Origin of the sequence: Allosphingosinicella sp. (assembly GCF_035626655.1) — a bacterium.
Lineage (GTDB): Bacteria > Pseudomonadota > Alphaproteobacteria > Sphingomonadales > Sphingomonadaceae > Allosphingosinicella.
On the sequence record NZ_DASPNF010000020.1, the window covers coordinates 14,982 to 33,467 of the forward strand.

The window sequence follows — 18,486 nt, forward strand, 5'->3', positions numbered from 1 at the left end:
AAGATCTTGCGGCGCGGCCTGATCGCCGCCGCTTTGTTCGGGCTGGCGGCGCCGGCTGCCGCCAACGTCCTGGTCGTGCGCTCGAGCGGACCGTCCGCAGCCAGCTACCGCGCGGGCCGGTCGCTCCCCGACAATGCCCGGATCACCCTGCGCGCGGGCGACATGGTGACGATCCTCGCCAATGGCGGCACGCGCACCTTCCGCGGGCCCGGCACCTTCTCGCCCAATATGCGGGTCGCGAGCGGCACCACCGTCACCAGCGACGGCCGCATCGCCCGTATCGGCGCGGTCCGCGACGCCGGTATCCTCCCGACCGGCCTGACCATCTGGCATGTCGACGTCGCCCAGAGCGGCACCTTCTGCCTGACCAATGCGAACCGCGTCATCCTCTGGCGCGCCGATGCCACCGCGCCGGTGCGCTACACCATCACCGGCCCGGGCGGGACGCGGACGATCAACTGGGCGGCGAACGAGCCCACCTTCGCCTGGCCCGGCGCGCCGGTCGCCAACGGCGGGACCTACACGATCACCCAGCCCGGCGTCGCCGTGCCGGTGACCATCACCTTCCGCGTGCTGGCCACCGAGCCGCGCGACGTGGAAGGCGTCGCCTCGGCCCTGATTGCCAATGGCTGCCAGGGCCAACTCGACGTGCTCGTGGAGAGCCAGCCGCAGCAGACGGCGAGCAACTGATCCTCGCACGGGGGGCAACATGGTCCTGACCAGGCTGCTCCTCCATCTGGCCATCTTCCTGCTGCTCTGTGCGGCCGTGCTCGTGAAGCGGCCGATCCTGGCGCGCAGCCTGATCGGCGGCGTGGGCGTCATCTGGCTGGTCCAGGCCCTGCTCACGGGCGATGTCGCCGACGCCATTCTGGGCGGCATTCTCGTCCTGCTCGCTGCGGCGATCGTCGGCCGGCGCATCTGGCGGGACAGCGCGGTGCGCTTCACGCCGGACGAGCAGCATATGATGGACAGCCTGTTCGACGGCCTGCCGCGCAGCCGCGCGCGCCATCTCGTCGACCAAGGCGTCTGGATCTCGGGCCGGGCCGGCGACACCCTGACCCGCGAGGGCGAGCCGGTCGAGCATCTCTATTATCTCGCCGACGGCGACGCGCGGGTGATGTGCCAAGGCGTCGAGGTCGGCCATTGCGGGCCCGGCGATCTGATCGGCGAGCTCACCGTGCTCTCCGGCGAGACTGCGACCGCGACCGTGATCCTCACCCGGCCGTCCCGCTTCTGGTGCGCGCCGGCGGAGGACCTCAGGCCCTATGTCGAGGCGCACGAGGACATTCGCCGGGCGATCGAGCATGGCTTCGCCACCGTACTGAAGGCAAAGCTGCGCGCCTCCAACCGCACCATCGCGGGCGCCGCGGGCGCCGCCGCGCCGCACTGACCCCTGATCCGGTCAATCTGTTTCGGCGAATAATAGTTCTTTCAAAATCATGATCTTGCGATAGGATCGGCGGGAAAAGCAGAAGGGGGAGTTCGCCATGCGCCTGGCCCTCGTCACCGGTCTCACTGCGGTCCTTCTCGCCGTCCCCGCCGCCGTTCTCGCGCTGGCCGCCATGCCCGCAATGGCGCAGGAGAGACCGCCCTCCAGCCAGTCGGTCACCGTCACCGGCGCGCGCATCCAGACCTATCGTGACCGGCTCGCGGCCTGCCTCGCCCGGCGCTGTCCGGTGAATGAGGATGTCGACGCGACCATGGCGCTGACGGAGGTGCTGTTCCTGGAAGGCGATTATGACGAGGCGCGGTCCACCGTCCTCGCTTCGCTGGGCCGTAACCGGCGCCAGGCGGCGCGCCATCCGGAGCCCGTGGCGGACCTGTACCGGGTCAACAGCCGGTTGTCGCGGCACCTCGGCTTCGACGCCCAGGCCGCGCGTTCGACCGACAATATCCTGCGCTCGCTGCAGCTGGGGATTCCTCGCGAGGATTACCGTCACTTCACCGCCCGCCTGGAGATTGCCGACCTGCAGATGGCGATGGGCAATGCCAACCGGGCGCGCCGCGAGCTTGGCGAGCTGATCGCGATCGCACGCGCCAATGGCCGCGAGGATGTGGCCGTGATGGCCGAACTGAGGACGATCTGGTTCGACTATATCGTCAGCCGTCAGGGCGATTCTCGGCGCCGGCTCGAGGCTATGGCCGCGATCACCGATCCCGCCCAGCGCCTTCGCCAGGTTGGCGCCACCGTGCTGCTTTCCCGCATGTATCGGGCCAATGGCGAGGCCGCGCGCGCCGACGCGCTGCTGGCCGCGCTCGCCAGGCGCAGCAGCCCGCGGCGGCGGCTGATTTCCTCGCCATCCTATCAGCTCGCGCAGCAGGAGGTTGCGGACAGCGGCGACGTCATCGCCAGCGCCGGCGGGCCGGATGCGACCCGGATGGCGGTCGGCCTCGGCAGCACTATTCACCGCATACCGCAGAATTATCGCGACAAGTGGATCGACGTCGGTTTCTGGGTGATGCCCGACGGGCGCGTCACGGGCCTGGAAATCGTCCGCAACGGTAGCGGCGTGACGAGCTGGTCCGAGCCGCTCCTCGAGGCGATCCGCGGCCGCGTCTATTCGCGCGGTCCGGAGCCGACCTACCGGCTCGAACGCTATACCTATACGGCGGGCTACAGGGAGGCGACGGGCACCAGGATGATGCAGCAATCGCCGCGCGCCAGGGTCGAATATCTTGATCTCACCACCAGCGACGAGCTTCCCGGACCGCCGCCGCGGCCCGAGGGAGACGGCGGCCGGCCTGCCGCCTGACGGCCGGAAGGACATCAAGACCGGGAAAGGAGACCGTAATGCGCCGTTTTGCCATCCTTGCTCTGCCCGCTCTCGCGCTGACCGCTACGCCCGCCGCCGCCCAGGACTACCGCTCCGACGGCTCGACCGTCACCGTGGTGGGCCAGAATCTCCAGCGCTATCGCGACCGGCTGGCCGCCTGCCTTGCCCGGCGCTGCCCGGTGAACGAGGATGTCGACGCCACCCTGGCGCTCGCGGAGAGCCTGTTTCTCAACGGCGAGTATCGCGACGCCCGCTCGGTGGTCCGCGCCTCGATCGGCCGCAATCGCGGACAGGCAAGCGCCTTCCCGGTGCCCGTATCGGATCTCTACCGCGTCCAGACCCGGCTCGCGCGCCATATCGGCTACGACCGCGAGGCGCGGCTCGCCGCCTTCGACATCCTGAACGCGCTGCAGGCGGGAATCCCGCAAGAGGATTATCGCCACTTCACCGCCCGCTTCGAGATCGCCGAAATGCAGATGCTCAACGGCAGCCTCACCGGGGCGCAGCGGGCCTTGCATCAACTGGTCGAGGCTGCGCGCGCCGCGGGCCGCGAAGACGTCGTGGTGATGGCGGAACTGCGTGAGCTCGCCTACGAGCTCATGGCCATTCCCGGCGGCGGTGACGCGCGCTGGCGCCTGCAGCAATGGGCGAACCTCGAGGGAGAGGCCAACCGCCTCCGCGCCACCGGCGCCCGCCTCGCGCTCGCCCGGCTGTATCGCAACGAAGGCAATATTGCGCGCTCGGACCAGCTCTTCGCGCAGATTGCGCGCACCTCGGCCGCGGGCGCCCGCCGCAGGCTGCTCTTCTCGCCCCGCTTCCAGCTTGCCCAACAGGCCAGGATGGAAGGGGACGATATGGACATTGGCTCGCTCTCGACGAACCTGCAGATTCCGGATGACATGGAAAATGGCTGGATCGACGTCGGATTCTGGATCGGTCCGGACGGCCGGGTCTCGGAGGTCGAGATTCTGCGGCGCGGTGCCGATGCGAGCTGGTCGCGACCCCTGCTCGATGCGATCGGCGGCCGGCGCTATGCCGGCGCGCCCGAAGCGACCTACAAGATCGAGCGCTACACCTACACGTCGACCTTCGTGCAGACGACCGGCTCGCGCCTCTATGTGCGTTCGCCGCGCGCGCGGGTGGAATATCTCGATCTGACGACCACTGCCGAAACCGCGGCGGCGGCGGCGCCACGCCCGGGAGGCCGCCCGGCCACCTGAGCCCGGGGCTGATCGGGCTTGCCGAATCTGCGGTGTGGTCTTTCAATGGCCTGGGCGTGCGGGTAAAGCCGCCCCCAGGCCCTGGAGTGATGCCATGCGTACCGCCTTGCTGATCGCCTTGCTCGTCGCCCCGCTTCTCGCCGTGCCATCCGCGCCGGCTTTCGCCCGGAGCGCCCAGCCACAATCCGGCGAGGGCCAGGAGGTGACCGTCACCGGCCGCCGCATCCAGGATTTCCGCGACCGCCTGCGCGCCTGCCTCGCCCGCGGCTGCCCGCCCAACGAGGATGTCGACGCCTCGCTGGCGCTCGCCGAGGTGGAGTTCGAGGCCGGCGAATATGAGGGCGCGCGCCGCACCATCCTGCAGTCGCTCGACCGCAACCGCCGCCATGCGCGGCAATATCCGGAGCCGGTCGCGGATCTCTACCGCTCCCGCGCCCGGGTTTCGCGCCATCTCGGCCGCGGCGACGAGAGCCTGCGCTCGACGCTCGACGTCCGGCGCACGCTGCAGCAGGGCATCCCGACCGAGGATTACCGCCATTTCACCGCGCGGCTGGAAGTGGCCGAAGCCTATACCAGGGCCAGCCGGCTCGAGGAGGCGCGCGCCGAGCTGGAGGACCTCGCCCGCGCCGCCCGCGCCGCCAACCGGCCCGACGTCGCCAGCCTCGCCGAGCTGCGCGGCACCTGGATTTCCTATCTGCTCGCCCCGTACGGCCCGGCCCGCGCCCGGCTGCTCGAAATGACGCGCGACCCCTCGAACCGGATGCGGGCAGTCGGCGCGCAGATCCTGCTCGCGCGCATCTATCGCGACCAGGGTGATCCCCGCCGCGCCGACCAGCTCGTCGCCGAGCTCGCCCGGCGCGACACCGGCCGCCGCGCCCTCGTCTTCTCGCCGCCCTATGTGCTGCAGGCCCGCGAGACGATCGAGGAAGGGGGCACCGTCAACGTCAACACCCGCATCCCGGACACGTTCGACCGCACCTGGATCGACGTCGGCTTCTGGGTGATGCCGGACGGCCGTGTCGACGGGCTCGAGGTCATCCGTCAGCGCGGCAATATCGACTGGGCCGAGCCCCTGCTCCGCTCGATCCGCGGCCGCCGCTATACGGTCGCGACCGACAACACGCCGACCTTCCGGCTGGAACGCTACACCTATACCGCCGATCTGGAGCGTGTGAGCGGCACGCGGATCATGCAGCGGGGCCAGCGCGCCCGCGTCGAATATTACGATCTTTCGACGGGCGAGCCGCCGCCCGAGTTGGTCATCCCGACCCGCCCGCCGGCGCCGGCGGGGCGGCCGACCAGCGGCTGAGCCTATTCGCCCGTCTGGCGCCCGGGCGGCCCTTCGTCGCGGCGCCGGATCACCAGATTCCGGATCTCGGTCATGTCCTCCATCGCGAAGCGAATGCCTTCGCGGCCGAGGCCTGAATCCTTGACCCCGCCATAGGGCATGTTGTCGACGCGGTAGCTGGGCACGTCGTTGATCACCACGCCGCCGACCTCGAGCCGGTCCCAGGCGTCGAACATCTGGAAGAGATCGCGGGTGAAGATGCCGGCCTGGAGGCCGAACTTGGAGTCGTTCACGATCTCCAGGGCGTGATCGAAGTCGTCGAACCTGATCAGGAAAGCGACCGGCCCGAACGCCTCCTCGATGTTGAGCCTGGTGTTGCGGTCGACATTCTCCAGCAGGGTCGCCTCGAGCATGGCGCCGTCGCGGCCGCCGCCGCAGAGCAGCGTCGCCCCCTTCCCCACCGCTTCCTGGATCCAGGAAGCGAGCCGTTTCGCCTCCCCCTCCGAGATCATCGGGCCGATGAAGACGTTCCGGTCCTTGGGATCGCCGGCGACGAGCGTCTTCGTCTTCGCGACCAGCATGTCGCGGAATTCGTCATAGACGTCCGCGTGGATCAGGATGCGCTGCACGCCGATGCAGGACTGGCCGGACTGGTAGAAGGCGCCGAAGATCACGCGCTCCAGCGCGTCGGCGAGGTCTGCGTCCCTGTCGACGATCACCGCCGCATTGCCGCCCAGTTCCAGCACCACCTTCTTCTTGCCGGCGCGGGCCTTCAGGTCCCAGCCGACCGCCGGCGAGCCGGTGAAGCTCAGCAATTTGAGGCGCTCGTCGGTGGTGAACAGGTCTGCCCCTTCACGGTGCGCGGGAAGGATGGAGAAGGCGCCCCTGGGCAGGTCGGTCTCGGCCAGCACCTCGCCCATGATGATCGCCCCCAAGGGGGTCCGGCTCGCCGGCTTCATCACGAACGGGCAGCCGACGGCCAGCGCCGGCGCGATCTTGTGCGCGGCGAGGTTGAGCGGGAAGTTGAACGGTGAGACGAAGCTGCACGGCCCGATCGGTACCCTTTTCCAGATCCCCTGATAGCCCTTCGCCCGCGGGCTGATGTCGAGCGGCTGCACCTCGCCGGTCATCCGCACGCTTTCCTCGGCGGCGATCCGGAAGGTGTCGATCAGCCGGGTGACCTCGCCCTCGCTGTCCTTGATCGGCTTCCCCGCCTCGACGCAGAGCGCAAAAGCCAGCTCGTCGAACCGCTCCCTGAACCGGTCCACGCAATGCTGGAGCACGGCCTGGCGCTGGTAGGAGGGCAGCCGCGCCATCGGCTCCGCCGCCTCGACCGCACCCTGGATGCCGGCATCGATCGTCGCCGCATCGGCCTGCGCGACGCGGAAGGCGATCTCGCCCGTATATTTGTCGGTGACCTCGAGGTCAGCATTGGGCTGCTGCGCCTCGTTGTTGAGGTAGAGCGGGTAGACGTCCTTCAGCTTCACCATTGTCGCATCTCCACCCCTCCCCTTCAGGGGAGGGGCCGGGGGTGGGGCCTATCGGGATGGGCGCATGCCCCACCCCAACCCCTCCCCTGAAGGGGAGGGGCTAGAAGATCACAATTTCGCGCTCAGCGCCTTGATGTCCTTGTTGAGGATCTGGTCGTTCTCGGAATAGTCGACCGGGCAGTCGATCAGGTGGACCCCGGGCGTGTCGAGGCAGTGCTTCAGGATCTCCGGCAGCTGCGCGGCGCTCTCCACGCGGTGGCCATGGCCGCCATAGCTCTCGGCATATTTGACGAAATCCGGATTGCCGTAGGTCAGGCCGAAATCCTTGAAGCCCATATTGGCCTGCTTCCAGCGGATCATGCCATAGGCGTCGTCGCGCAGGATCAGGACGGTGATGTCGAGCTTGAGGCGGACCGCGGTCTCCATCTCCTGGCTGTTCATCATGAAGCCGCCGTCGCCGCAGATCGCCATCACCTTCTTGTCCGGATGGACCATCTTGGACGCCATGGCGCTCGGGAGGCCGGCGCCCATCGTCGCCAGCGCATTGTCGAGCAGCACAGTGTTGGGCGCCCGCGCCGGATAGTTGCGCGCGAACCAGATCTTGTAGACGCCATTGTCGAGGCAGACGATGCCGTCGGCCGGCATCGCCTCGCGGATGCGCTCGACCAGGCAGGGCGGGAAGATCGGGAAGCGGTCGTCGCCGCAGAGCGAGTTGGTATGCTCGACCTCGGCCCGTCGCGCCGCCAGCATCTTCTCGAAATTCCAGGTCGCGGAGGGGACGATGTCCTCCTTGATCTGCCAGATGGCGTTGGCGATGTCGCCGATCACCTCGATCTGCGGGAAATAGACCGGGTCGACCGACGCGGTGTTGGCGGAGACGTGGATCACCTCGGTGCCGCCGCGCTGCATGAAGAAGGGCGGCTTCTCGATCACGTCATGACCGATATTGACGATCACATCGGCAGACTCGATCGCCTTGTGGCAGAAGTCGCCCGAGGAGAGCGCCGCGCAGCCGAGGAACTTGGGATGGGCCTCGTCGATCACGCCCTTGCCGAGCTGGGTGGTGATGAAGGGGATGCCGGTCTTCTCGATGAACTGGAGCAGCATCCGGCTGGTCATCTTGCGGTTGGCGCCCGCGCCGATGACGAGGATCGGCGAGCGCGCGGCCTCCAGCTTCTGCACCGCGGCGCGCACCGCTTTCTCGTCGGCGAGCGGCCGGCGCACCAGGCTGCGCTTCAGCGGCGTGGATTCGGTCTGCTCCTCGGCGATGTCCTCGGGAAATTCGATGTGGGTGGCGCCGGGTTTTTCCTCCTCGGCGAGGCGGAAGGCCTCGCGCAGCCGGCTCGGGATATTGTCGGCCGAGGCGAGCTGGTGGGTATATTTGGTGATCGGGCCCATCATGTCGACGACGTCGAGAATCTGGAAGCGGCCCTGCTTCGACTTCTTGATCGGCTTCTGGCCGGTGATCATCAGGATCGGCATGCCGCCGAGCTGGGCGTAGGCAGCGGCGGTCACGAAGTTGGTCGCGCCCGGGCCCAGCGTGGCGACGCAGACGCCGGTCTTGCCCGTATGGCGGCCGTAGGTCGCGGCCATGAAGCCCGCGCCCTGCTCGTGGCGGGTCAGAATCAGCTTGATCCTGGTCGAGCGCGAGAGGCTGTCGAGAAAATCCAGATTCTCCTCGCCCGGGACGCCGAACACATATTCGACGCCCTCCTCCTCGAGGCAGTGGATGAACAGGTCAGAGGCTTTGGTCATTCGCGCGGGCTCCGATCGCTGGACTGGACGCTGAACGACGACGCAAGGCCGGGCTGAGGCCCCCCGTATCCGTCGAATTTCTAGCTCTACCGGGCTTTGTTTCGGCTGTCACCAATGCCTTGCGGGGCGTCTTTGCGGCTTGCATGCACAAATATGCTGGCCCATAGTCCGAGGCGACTTCTTTGACCGGAAACAGGGCGGCATGGAGGACAAATTGGGGGGCAGCCGCAAACTTGCGATCGGTCTCTGCGCCTTGGGCGCATTGGCCGTCGCCGCCCTCTTCCTGCTGTTCAAACCCCATGACGCGCAGGCCGTCCAGTCGGGGGTCAGCGTCGCCCCGGGCAATTTCGTCGGCGTCGCCACCTGCGGCGGCACCACCTGTCACGGCCGCAGCCAGGGCGACGGCCCGCGCGTCCGCCAGGACGAGATCATGCTCTGGCAGGATCCGGCGACCGCGGCCGGCGCGCACAGCCGCGCTTATGCGGTGCTGCGCGAGCCCCGGTCCCGCGCGATCGCCGAGCGGCTCGGCATCGGCGAGGCGACCGGCGCGCCGATGTGCCTCGGCTGCCACGCCACGCCCGCCGGCCCGCGCGGCGTCCGCTTCCAGACCACCGACGGCGTCGGCTGCGAATCCTGCCACGGCGCGGCCTCGGGCTGGCTGACCAGCCATTATGCGGTGGGCGGCACCCATGCCGCCAATGTCCGCAACGGCCTCGTCCCGCTCGACGATGCGCGGGCCCGCGCCGAACGCTGCCTCAACTGCCATTTCGGCTCGGACGAGGCGCCGAACCAGTTCGTCACCCATCGGATCATGGCCGCCGGCCATCCGCGGATCAGCTTCGAGCTCGACCTCTTCACCACGCTGCAGCAGCATTACAATATCGACGACGATTATCGCGAGCGCGGCAAGAATCTGGCGACCGGCACCCAGGTCTGGGCGACCGGCCAGGCGATGGCGCTGGAGCGGTCGCTCAGGCTCTTCGTCTCGCAGCGCGGCACCGAGGGCATCTTCCCCGAATTCTACTTCTTCGACTGCCATAGCTGCCACCGGCAGATCTCCGACGACCCGCGCTTCCGTCCGGGCTCGGTTCCCAATCCCGGCCGCCCGATCCCGTCCGGCATGCCGCCCTATAATGACGAGAACATGATCATGCTCGACGCGGCCGCGCGCGTCGTGGCCCCCGGCCTCGCCCGGCAGTTCGAGCGCGACAGCCGCGCCTTCCACCAGGCGATGGGCGAGGGCCGGCAGGCGGCGATCGCCGCGGCCAACCGGCTGCGCGCGACCCTGCGCCAGCTCGCCAACGCCTTTGCCGGCGCCGACATGGGCCGCAACGCGACCTTCGCGATCATCGACACGATCACCAGCCAGGCGATCAGCCCGCGCTTCACCGATTATGCCGGCTCGGTGCAGGCGGTGATGGCCACCGACACCCTGCTCTCCGCCTTGGTCAGCGGCGGCCATGTCCCCGTGGCCACGGCCAATGCGATCCGGCGCGACATCAACGGCGCCTACCGCGCCGTGCACGATCCCAATGCCTATGATCCTGGAGGATTCCGGGCGAGCCTCGGCCGCGCCGCGGCTGCCATCAGACGATTGAGATAAGAGTATCATGAAGCGTAACGCCGCCTCCACGATCACCATCGCCTCCTTGCTGCTTGCCTCCTGCGGGGGCGGCGGCGGCAGCAATGCCGGGCCCGCGCCCGGCCCGGTGCCGCCCGCGGCGACACGCCTGTTCACCGACCCCCAGCAGGTCGCGCTCACCGTCGCCGATGTGCAGCAGATCATCGCCCAGGCGGTCGCCGAGGCGCAGGCGCGGGGCCGTCCGGCAACGATCGTGGTCGTCGACCGGGTCGGCAACGTGCTCGCCGCCTTCCAGATGAACGGCGCCAATGTCGGCCTCGCCGTCCCCTCCTCGCCGAGCGGGATCAATCACGATTTGCAGGGGGTCAGCGTCCCCGGCGGCGCGGTCGCCGGCGCGATCGCCAAGGCGATCACCGGCGCCTATCTTTCCTCGGCGGGCAACGCCTTCTCCACCCGGACGGCCAGCCAGATCGTGCAGGAGCACTTCCCGCCCTCGGTCGCCGCGCAGGGGCTGGAGAGCGGTCCTTTGTTCGGCGTGCAGTTCAGCCAGCTGCCCTGCTCCGATCTGTCCTCGCGCTTCGGCGCGCCCGGGCCGGCGGCCCTGATCGGCCCGAAGCGCTCGCCGCTCGGCCTTTCCGCCGATGCGGGCGGCTTCCCGCTCTACAAGAACGGCTTCGTCGTCGGCGGCGTCGGGGTGATGGCGGACGGTATTTACGGCTTCGACCCCGAGATCCAGAATGTCGATACCGACGACGAGGAGGCGATCGCCCTCGCCGCCACCCGGAACTTCGCCGCCTCGGACGAAATCCAGGCCAACCGGATCACCGTCGACGGCACCACCCTGCGCTACAGCGACACCCTGGTCGGCGATCTCCGGGCCGGCGCGACCCCCGCCTTCGCCAGCCTGATCCCCGGCGTCGGCAATCTGATCCCGGTCAACGGTTACACGCTCGGGCCGATCATTCCGGGCACGCCCTATGGCAGCGAGGCCTCGGGCATCCGCCTCGCCACTGCCGCCGAATTCGCCAATCCCGACGCCTATATCCTGACCAACGGCGCCGGCGCGAACCGCTATCCGCCGGTCGCGGGCACGACCCCGGCCGGGACGGCCCTGAGCGCCGCCGAGGTCCGCGCCCTGCTCGAGGAGGCGTTCAAGATCATGGCCGCGGCGCGCGCCCAGATCCGCCAGCCGCTCGACAGCCGCGCGCAGGTGACGATCTCGGTGGTCGACACGAGCGGCAACATCCTCGGCGTGGTGCGCGGGCCGGACGCGCCGATCTTCGGCACCGACGTCTCGCTGCAGAAGGCGCGCACCGCCGCCTTCTTCTCCTCGGCGACCGCCGGCACCGAGCTCAGCAACAACAATGCCGCGAACCCGACGGTGCGCGCCGACATCCGCAATTTCGTCCCGCTCGCCCGCGCCTTCTTCAACGACCCCAATGCGCTGACCGGCCAGTTCGCCTTCTCGGACCGCGCCAACGGCAACGTCTCGCGGCCCTATTTCCCGGACGGCGAGCTCGGCCGGCCGCCCGGCGCCTTCTCGCGCCCAGTCGCCGAGTTCAATCCCTTCTCGACCGGCCTGCAGTCGGCGCTGATCCTCGAAAACGTCCTCACCCATGTCGGCTTCATCCTCGGCGCCAATCCGGACACGGCGCAGCAATGCACGGCCAATCCGACGCCGGGCCGGCTGGCCAACGGCATCCAGATCTTCCCCGGCTCGGTGCCGGTCTATCGCGGCAACACCCTGGTGGGCGGGATCGGCGTGTCGGGCGACGGTATCGACCAGGACGACATGATCAGCTTCCTTGGCACGCATAACGCGTCCGTCCGCGTCGGCTCGATCGCCAATGCGCCCGCCGCCATCCGCTCCGACCAGATCGTCGTGCCCGTCGCCGGCGCCTCCGGCGGCGGCGTCCGGCTGCGCTGGGTCAATTGCCCGTTCAACCCGTTCATCGGGACGAACGAGCAGAACGTCTGCCAGGGAAAATGACGGTCGCGGCCGCCCTCCTGTCGCTGATGGCGTCGGCGGGCGCGCCTGTGGCGCCGACGGGGCCGGCCCCCATGAGTCCTCCCGGGCTCGATCCGGGACCCATGAACACCGCCCCGGGGATGGTTTCATCGTCGGTGTTCATGGGTCCGGGCTTTCGCCGGGATGACTCTTTGCTCTCCGTTTCCGGGTCGACCCTCCTCGCCCTGCAGGATGCGCCGCCGGCCGAGGCGCCGGCCTTCGGCGGCCAGCCGGTCACCAACCAGCCGCTGCCCGCCGAGGAGCCGCGCGAGCAGCCGACCCCGCCGTCGGAGGAGGAGCTGCTCGAGGGCCGCCGCCGCCCGGACATCCGCCACGATCTGCCCGATCCGGTCGACCAGTATAATCCGGGCGCGATCCGCCAGCCCCCGCCCGAGGCCTTTCCGGCCGAGCATATCGCGGTCCCGGACCGCTGGCGGCTGATCGACACGCTCGGCATCGTCCGCGAGCGCTGGTACGATCCCTACAACCAGAATGTGCTCAAGGGCGACCGGCCGATCTGCCTGCCGACCGAGGAGGAGCAGCGGCGCCGGCGCGAGGCCGGCATCGCCCGCTGCGCGACGCCGCGCTTCCTCGGCCTCACCGGCAATGACTGGTTCTTCGTGGCGAGCGCCATTTCGGACACCGTGATCGAGCCCCGGAGCTTCCCGATCCCGGTCGGCGTGCAGACCACCGACCGGCCGGACAGCAACGACGTGTTCGGCGACAATCGCAGCCTGGTCCTCTCGCAGACCTTCATCGCCAGCGTCGCCCTGATCAAGGGCAGCACCGCCTTCAAGCCGCCGGACATCGAATACCGCCTGACCCTCGCCCTCAACATGAACTATGTCGACGTCGGCGAGCGGCGCATCCTGTTCGTGCAGCCGTCCGAGGGCACCGACCGCTTCGATTACGCGCTGGGCGTGCAGGAAGCCTTCATCGACTATCATATCCGCAACACGTCCACCCGCTTCGACTTCGACTCGGTCCGCGTCGGCATCCAGCCGTTCAACTTCGATTTCCGCGGCTTCCTGTTCCAGGACCAGCAGCTTGGCGTCCGCCTGTTCGGCACGCGCGACAACAACCGCTTCCAGTACAATCTGGCGGCGATCTGGCGGCTGGAGAAGGACACCAATTCGGGCCTCAACAACCTGTTCCAGAGCCCGCGCGACGACTGGATCCTCCACGCCAACGTCTTCCGCCAGGATTTCCCCTTCGTCGGCCTGACCAGCCAGGCGAGCATCACCTGGAACCTCAACCGCGAGCGTGGCGAGCTGGAGGTGGACGATAACGGCTTTCCGGTCCGCCCGGCGCTGATCGGCGATCTTCGCGCGCGCAGCTACGACGCCATTTATCTCGGCTATTCGACCGACGGCCATGTCGGCCGCTTCAACTGGACGAGCAGCTTCTATTTCCTGCTCGGCCAGGACCGGAACAACGTCTTCACGCAGCGGCCGGCGCGGCTCCGGAGCTTCTTCTTCGCGGCCGAGCCGAGCATCGACCTCAACTGGATCCGCATCCGCGGCGCCGGCCTCTTCTCGAGTGGCGACGGCAATCCCTATGACGATACCGAGCGCGGCTTCGACAATATCTTCGAGAACCCGATCTTCGCCGGCGCGGACACCAGCTACTGGATTCGCCAGACCATCCCCTTCGCGGGCGGCGGCCGCGCGGTCGCGCTCGACCAGCGCAACGGCATCCTCAACAATCTCCGCTCGTCGAAGGAGCAGGGCCAGTCCAACTTCGTCAATCCGGGCACGATGCTGCTCGGCATCGGCGCGGACTTCGATCTGACGCCGGGCATCCGCATCTCCGGCAACGTCAACCACCTCTGGTTCCACCGCACCGACGTGCTGCAGGCGCTGCGCGTCCAGGGCACGATCCGGCGCGACATCGGCTGGGACATTTCGGCGGCGGCGATCTGGCGCCCGCGCGCGACGCAGAACATCGTCTTCCGGCTGTCCGGCGCGATTCTGCAGGCGGGCACCGGCTTCCGCGACCTGTTCACCAACAACGACCGCGACCGGCAATATTATTCGGTCCTGTTCAATGCGATCCTGACCTATTGAGGGGATGATGGGGCTGGCGAAATTCGGGCGGCTGGCGATCATGGGAGCGGCGATCCTCGCCGCCTCGCTGTTCGGCGCGTCCCGGCTCGGCGCCTCGGAGGGCGAGAAGGCGGTGGTCCGCGACTACAGCCTGGTCCGCGCCGCCCCTGCCCCGCGCACCCAGGAATGGCGCGACGCCGAGGCGAAGAGCCAGGGCTGCCAGTCCTGCCATACCGACAGCGACGCCCATACGATGCACCGCTCGCCGGCCGTGGTCCTCGGCTGCACCGACTGCCATGGCGGCAATCCGCGCATCACCCGCCCCGAGGGGGCGCAGCAGAATACGGCGCCCTATTTCGAGGCGCAGACCCGCGCCCACGTGCTGCCGCGCTATCCGGCCTCCTGGCATTTCCCGTCGAGCGCCAACCCGACCCGGACCTATGCCCTGATGAACCGCGAGGCGCCGGAATTCGTGCGCTTCATGAACCCGTCGGACTATCGTGTGGTCCGCGACAGCTGCGGTGCCTGCCATATTGAGATCATCGAGGCGGCGGAGCGCTCGCTCATGTCGACGGGCGCGATGCTGATCGGCGGCGCGGCCTATAATAACGGCATCCTGCCCTTCAAGAACTACATCATCGGCGAGGCCTATACGCGCGCCGGCGAGCCTGCGCTGATCACCTCGCCGCTCGGGCCGAACGGCATGACCCCGCAGCAGCGTGCGCGCGGCGTGCTCGCGGCCATGTATCCGCTGCCCACCTGGCAGGTCGTACCGCCGTCGGACGTGTTCCGCGTGTTCGAGCGCGGCGGCCGCAATATCGGCACCCAGTTCCCGGAGGTCGGCCTGCCCAATATCGGCGGCATCATCCAGCGGCTCGAGGAGCCCGGCCGGCCCGACCTCAGGCAGTCGAACCGCGGCCCGGGCACCGGCATCCGCGTCGCCATCCCCGTGCTCAACATCCACAAGACCCGCCTCAACGACCCCTTCATGTGGTTCATGGGCACGAACGACCAGCAGGGCGACTATCGCCATTCCGGCTGCGCCGGCTGCCACGTCGTCTATGCGAACGACCGCGAGCCGCGCCATTCGATGACCTACGCGCAATATGGCCGCGACGGCCAGACGGCGACGGTCGATCCGACGATCGCCAGCCTGCGCCAGGGTGCGCACCGGCTGGGCGCGGTCGAGGAGGAAGGGGCGGAGCATCTGCCCGACGGCGGCGCGCGGCGCGAGCCCTCGCATGATGCGCCGGCGGACGGGAACCACGCCTCGGTCGGCGAGAGCGGCCACCCGATCCGCCACGTCTTCACCCGGGCGATCCCGACCTCGCAGTGCATGGTCTGCCACATGCACCAGCCGAACATCTTCCTGAACACCTATCTCGGCTACACGATGTGGGACTATGAGTCCGACGCCGACCTGATGTGGCCGGGGCCGGAGAACCGCCTGCCCGCGCGCAACGCCGCCGAGGAGCAGCTCTTCCGCCGCCAGCATTATCCGACCGCGGAGCAGCTGGTGAACGTGCTGAACCGCAATCCCGAGGCGGCGGCGCCGCGGGGCCTATGGGCCGATCCCAATTTCGTGCGCGAGGTCTATGACCGGGTGAACCCGCTCGCCCGCACCACCCAGTTCGCCGACTATCACGGCCATGGCTGGAACTTCCGCGGCATCTTCCGCCGCGACCGCGAGGGCAATCTGCTCGACGCGCGCGGCAACGTCATCCCGCCGGGCGATCCGGAGACCTTCCGCCGCCAGGGCGAGGGCGCGTTCGTCCCGGCCGGGGTCAATCCGGGCCGCTCGGTCCACATGATGGACATCCATGCCGAGCTCGGCCTGCAATGCGCCGACTGCCATTTCAGCCAGGACGCGCATGGCAACGGCTTCATCTATGGCGAGGTGGCGAACGCGATCGAGATCGGCTGCCGCGACTGCCACGGCACCGCCCGCGCGCCCGCCAACCTGCGCACCTCCGGTCCCGCGGCGCCGACGCATGGCACCAACCTGGAAGTGATCCGCAACGAGGACGGCCGCCGCCGCTTCGAGTGGATGGACTGCGAACTGGCGCGCGAGGAGGTGCCGAACCTGCGCTGCGCGACGCCGAACCGGCGCGTCCTCGTCCAGCGCTCGATCGTCGATCCGAGCCTGAGCTGGGCCGTGCAGCAGGTCGCCGATTCCGTCGATGCGACCCTGCCCCGCTGCGGCGAGCCGGGCGAGCGCCAGCCCGGCCCCTGCTTCAACCTGCGCTCGGCCCGCTCCAAATTGGTCTCGCGCGCCGGCGCCGAGACCGGGCGCTACACCTTCGGCACCGGCATCGCGGACGCCGACCTCGCCCATCCCACGGAAGAGATGGCCTGCTTCACCTGCCACCTCAGCTGGACGACGAGCTGCGGCGGCTGCCACCTGCCGATCGAGGCCAATTTCCGCACCAACGTCCATCGCTACGAGGGCGAGGAGACGCGCAACTTCGCGACCTACAATCCGCAGGTCGCGCGCGAGGACATGTTCCAGCTCGGCCGCCACCAGACCAGCAAGGGAAATATCATCGCCCCGGTCCGCTCGACCTCGGCGCTGGTGCTCTCCTCGACGAACATCAACCGGGAACGGATCTACATCCAGCAGCCGCCCGTCTCGGCCTCCGGCTTCTCGAGCCAGGCCTTCGCGCCGCATTTCCCGCACACAGTCCGCACGACCGAGACGAAGCAGTGCACCGACTGCCATGTCAGCAGTAACAACGACAATAATGCGATCATGGCGCAGCTGCTGCTGCAGGGCACGAACTTCGTGAACTTCGTCGGCCTGCACGCCTGGATCGGCCTGGAGGGCGGCTTCGAGGCGGTGCGCGTCACTGAATGGGACGAGCCGCAGGCGGTGATCGGCTCCTATCTGCAGCGCTTCGCCTATCCGGACTTTTACCGGATGCATGTCGACCGGAACAATCGCGAGCTGATCAACTGGACGCGCGGCCGGACCTTCGACCGCAACCTCTCCGGCGAGACCCGCGCGCTCGAGCAATTCTACAATATCGTCCAGGGCACGCCCGACCGGGTCGGCTGCCTGCAGAATCGCGGCGAATATATGTTCGTGGCGCAAGGGTCCGGCGGCTTCCGCGTCTACGACATCGCCTCGATCGCCAATAAGGGCTTCTCCGAGCGGATCGTCACCGCGCCGGTCTCGCCGCTGGGCCAGGACACGCATGTCGAGAGCCGCAACGCGACCTGCATGGCGCTGCCCACCAACCAGCCGATCGCGCCGAACCGCAACGAGGCCATGGCGACGACGCCGCGCGCCCAGCCGGACGGCTCGACCATCTCGCTGCTCGAGGAGAATCAGGAGCAGCGCTTCCAGCCGATCTACCATTATGCGGTGATCACCGACGCCGAGGAGGGCCTGATTCTCGTCAATGTCGACACCCTCGCCGACGGCGAGGCGAGGAATAACCGCCTGCGCCGCACGGCCTTCGCCAACGGCGCCAATGCCTGGAACGAGAATAATGTCCTGACCGGGGCGCGGCACATCACGCTCGCCGGCAATTATGCCTATGTCACCGCCAATGCCGGCCTGGTCGTGCTCGACCTGGCCAACCCGCAGGCGCCGCGCGTGACTGCGACCATCGCGCTGAACGATGCCCGGGCGACGGCGCTGCAGTTCCGCTATCTCTGGGTGACCGACGCCGAAGGGCTCAAATTGTTCGACGTCACCCGCATGGACCAGCCGGTGCCGGTGCCGGGTGCGACCGTGCCCTTCGCCGATGCGCGCCGCGTCTATCTCGCCCGCACCTATGCCTATGTCGCCGCCGGCGCCGAGGGTCTCGTCATCGTCAACGTGACCCGGCCCGAGCAGCCGCAGGTGTTCTGGCGGATGCCGAACCCCGCCTTCTGGCTCGGTCAGACGCCGGATACGCAGGACGTGACCGTCGCCTCCACCAACGCCTCGCTCTTCGCCTATGTCGCCGACGGGCGCAACGGGATGAAGGTGCTGCAATTGTTCAGCCCGGAGAGCAATCCGAACTTCTACGGCTTCTCGCCGCGGCCCGCGCCGGAGCTGATCGCCTGGGCCCGCACGCCCAGCCGCGCCTTCGCCGTCGCCAAGGGCCTCGACCGCGACCGCGCCGTCGACGAGACGGGCGGCCAGATCGCGGTCTTCGGCCGACTCGGCTCCCGCCCCTTCAACCGCAGCGAGATGGAACGCCTCTACCTGAACCGCCAGGGGCGGCCGTACCGGGTGACCGACACGATGGAGAGCTCGATGGCGGACTGGGTGGGACCGCAGGCCAACGTGGCGAGCCGCTAATCCCCTCTCCCCGGCGGGGAGAGGGTTAGGGTG

Annotated in this window: 11 protein-coding genes; 9 read left to right on the plus strand and 2 right to left on the minus strand. The window is 68.6% G+C overall.

The features are described 5' to 3' along the window. The first annotated feature begins 6 nt into the window (after positions 1–6). The 5 genes from VEC11_RS15765 to VEC11_RS15785 all read left to right on the plus strand — a co-directional run bounded on the left by VEC11_RS15765 (position 7) and on the right by VEC11_RS15785 (position 5,303). A complete protein-coding gene (locus tag VEC11_RS15765) occupies positions 7–690 on the plus strand; it encodes a hypothetical protein (protein ID WP_464133878.1) in 684 nt (227 codons plus the stop codon). Positions 691–709: 19 nt separating this feature from the next. Then, positions 710–1,390, plus strand: a complete 681-nt coding sequence (locus VEC11_RS15770) for a cyclic nucleotide-binding domain-containing protein (protein ID WP_464133881.1) — start codon at positions 710–712, stop codon at positions 1,388–1,390. A gap of 97 nt (positions 1,391–1,487) precedes the next feature. Beyond that, on the plus strand, positions 1,488–2,753 hold the full coding sequence (locus tag VEC11_RS15775; protein WP_464133884.1) for a hypothetical protein: 1,266 nt from the start codon (positions 1,488–1,490) through the stop codon (positions 2,751–2,753). Between the two features lie 38 nt (positions 2,754–2,791). Then, entirely contained in the window at positions 2,792–3,994 is a 1,203-nt protein-coding gene (locus VEC11_RS15780; RefSeq protein WP_464133887.1) for a hypothetical protein, read from the plus strand. 94 nt (positions 3,995–4,088) lie between these two features. Then, the gene (locus VEC11_RS15785; RefSeq protein ID WP_464133890.1) at positions 4,089–5,303 is read left to right on the plus strand and encodes a tetratricopeptide repeat protein; all 1,215 of its coding nucleotides are present in this window, start codon (positions 4,089–4,091) and stop codon (positions 5,301–5,303) included. 2 nt (positions 5,304–5,305) lie between these two features. Here the strand turns inward: VEC11_RS15785 and VEC11_RS15790 are convergent, their stop codons facing one another. Continuing rightward, the gene (locus tag VEC11_RS15790; protein WP_464133893.1) at positions 5,306–6,772 is read right to left on the minus strand and encodes an aldehyde dehydrogenase family protein; all 1,467 of its coding nucleotides are present in this window, start codon (positions 6,770–6,772) and stop codon (positions 5,306–5,308) included. Between the two features lie 108 nt (positions 6,773–6,880). After that, positions 6,881–8,527, minus strand: coding sequence for an acetolactate synthase large subunit (locus VEC11_RS15795; RefSeq protein WP_464133898.1), 1,647 nt, complete (start codon positions 8,525–8,527; stop codon positions 6,881–6,883). Between the two features lie 202 nt (positions 8,528–8,729). Between VEC11_RS15795 and VEC11_RS15800 the strand changes: the two genes are divergently transcribed. The 4 genes from VEC11_RS15800 (at position 8,730) to VEC11_RS15815 (ending at position 18,453) form a co-directional block, all read left to right on the plus strand. Beyond that, entirely contained in the window at positions 8,730–10,130 is a 1,401-nt protein-coding gene (locus VEC11_RS15800; protein WP_464133900.1) for a multiheme c-type cytochrome, read from the plus strand. 7 nt (positions 10,131–10,137) lie between these two features. Continuing rightward, positions 10,138–12,099 (plus strand): heme-binding protein, encoded by a 1,962-nt coding sequence (locus tag VEC11_RS15805; protein WP_464133903.1) that lies wholly within the window; start codon positions 10,138–10,140, stop codon positions 12,097–12,099. Between the two features lie 140 nt (positions 12,100–12,239). Then, a complete protein-coding gene (locus VEC11_RS15810) occupies positions 12,240–14,183 on the plus strand; it encodes a hypothetical protein (RefSeq protein WP_464134517.1) in 1,944 nt (647 codons plus the stop codon). Positions 14,184–14,190: 7 nt separating this feature from the next. Beyond that, entirely contained in the window at positions 14,191–18,453 is a 4,263-nt protein-coding gene (locus VEC11_RS15815; protein ID WP_464133905.1) for an LVIVD repeat-containing protein, read from the plus strand. The last annotated feature ends 33 nt before the right edge of the window (positions 18,454–18,486 follow it).

Bases quoted from the DNA above. Each gene is read 5' to 3' on its own strand.
- VEC11_RS15770 (WP_464133881.1), top strand. From the start codon at position 710: ATGGTCCTGACCAGGCTGCTCCTCCATCTGGCCATCTTCCTGCTGCTC.
- VEC11_RS15775 (WP_464133884.1), top strand. From the start codon at position 1,488: ATGCGCCTGGCCCTCGTCACCGGTCTCACTGCGGTCCTTCTCGCCGTC.
- VEC11_RS15780 (WP_464133887.1), top strand. From the start codon at position 2,792: ATGCGCCGTTTTGCCATCCTTGCTCTGCCCGCTCTCGCGCTGACCGCT.
- VEC11_RS15785 (WP_464133890.1), top strand. From the start codon at position 4,089: ATGCGTACCGCCTTGCTGATCGCCTTGCTCGTCGCCCCGCTTCTCGCC.
- VEC11_RS15790 (WP_464133893.1), bottom strand. From the start codon at position 6,772: ATGGTGAAGCTGAAGGACGTCTACCCGCTCTACCTCAACAACGAGGCG.
- VEC11_RS15795 (WP_464133898.1), bottom strand. From the start codon at position 8,527: ATGACCAAAGCCTCTGACCTGTTCATCCACTGCCTCGAGGAGGAGGGC.
- VEC11_RS15800 (WP_464133900.1), top strand. From the start codon at position 8,730: ATGGAGGACAAATTGGGGGGCAGCCGCAAACTTGCGATCGGTCTCTGC.
- VEC11_RS15805 (WP_464133903.1), top strand. From the start codon at position 10,138: ATGAAGCGTAACGCCGCCTCCACGATCACCATCGCCTCCTTGCTGCTT.
- VEC11_RS15810 (WP_464134517.1), top strand. From the start codon at position 12,240: ATGGGTCCGGGCTTTCGCCGGGATGACTCTTTGCTCTCCGTTTCCGGG.
- VEC11_RS15815 (WP_464133905.1), top strand. From the start codon at position 14,191: ATGGGGCTGGCGAAATTCGGGCGGCTGGCGATCATGGGAGCGGCGATC.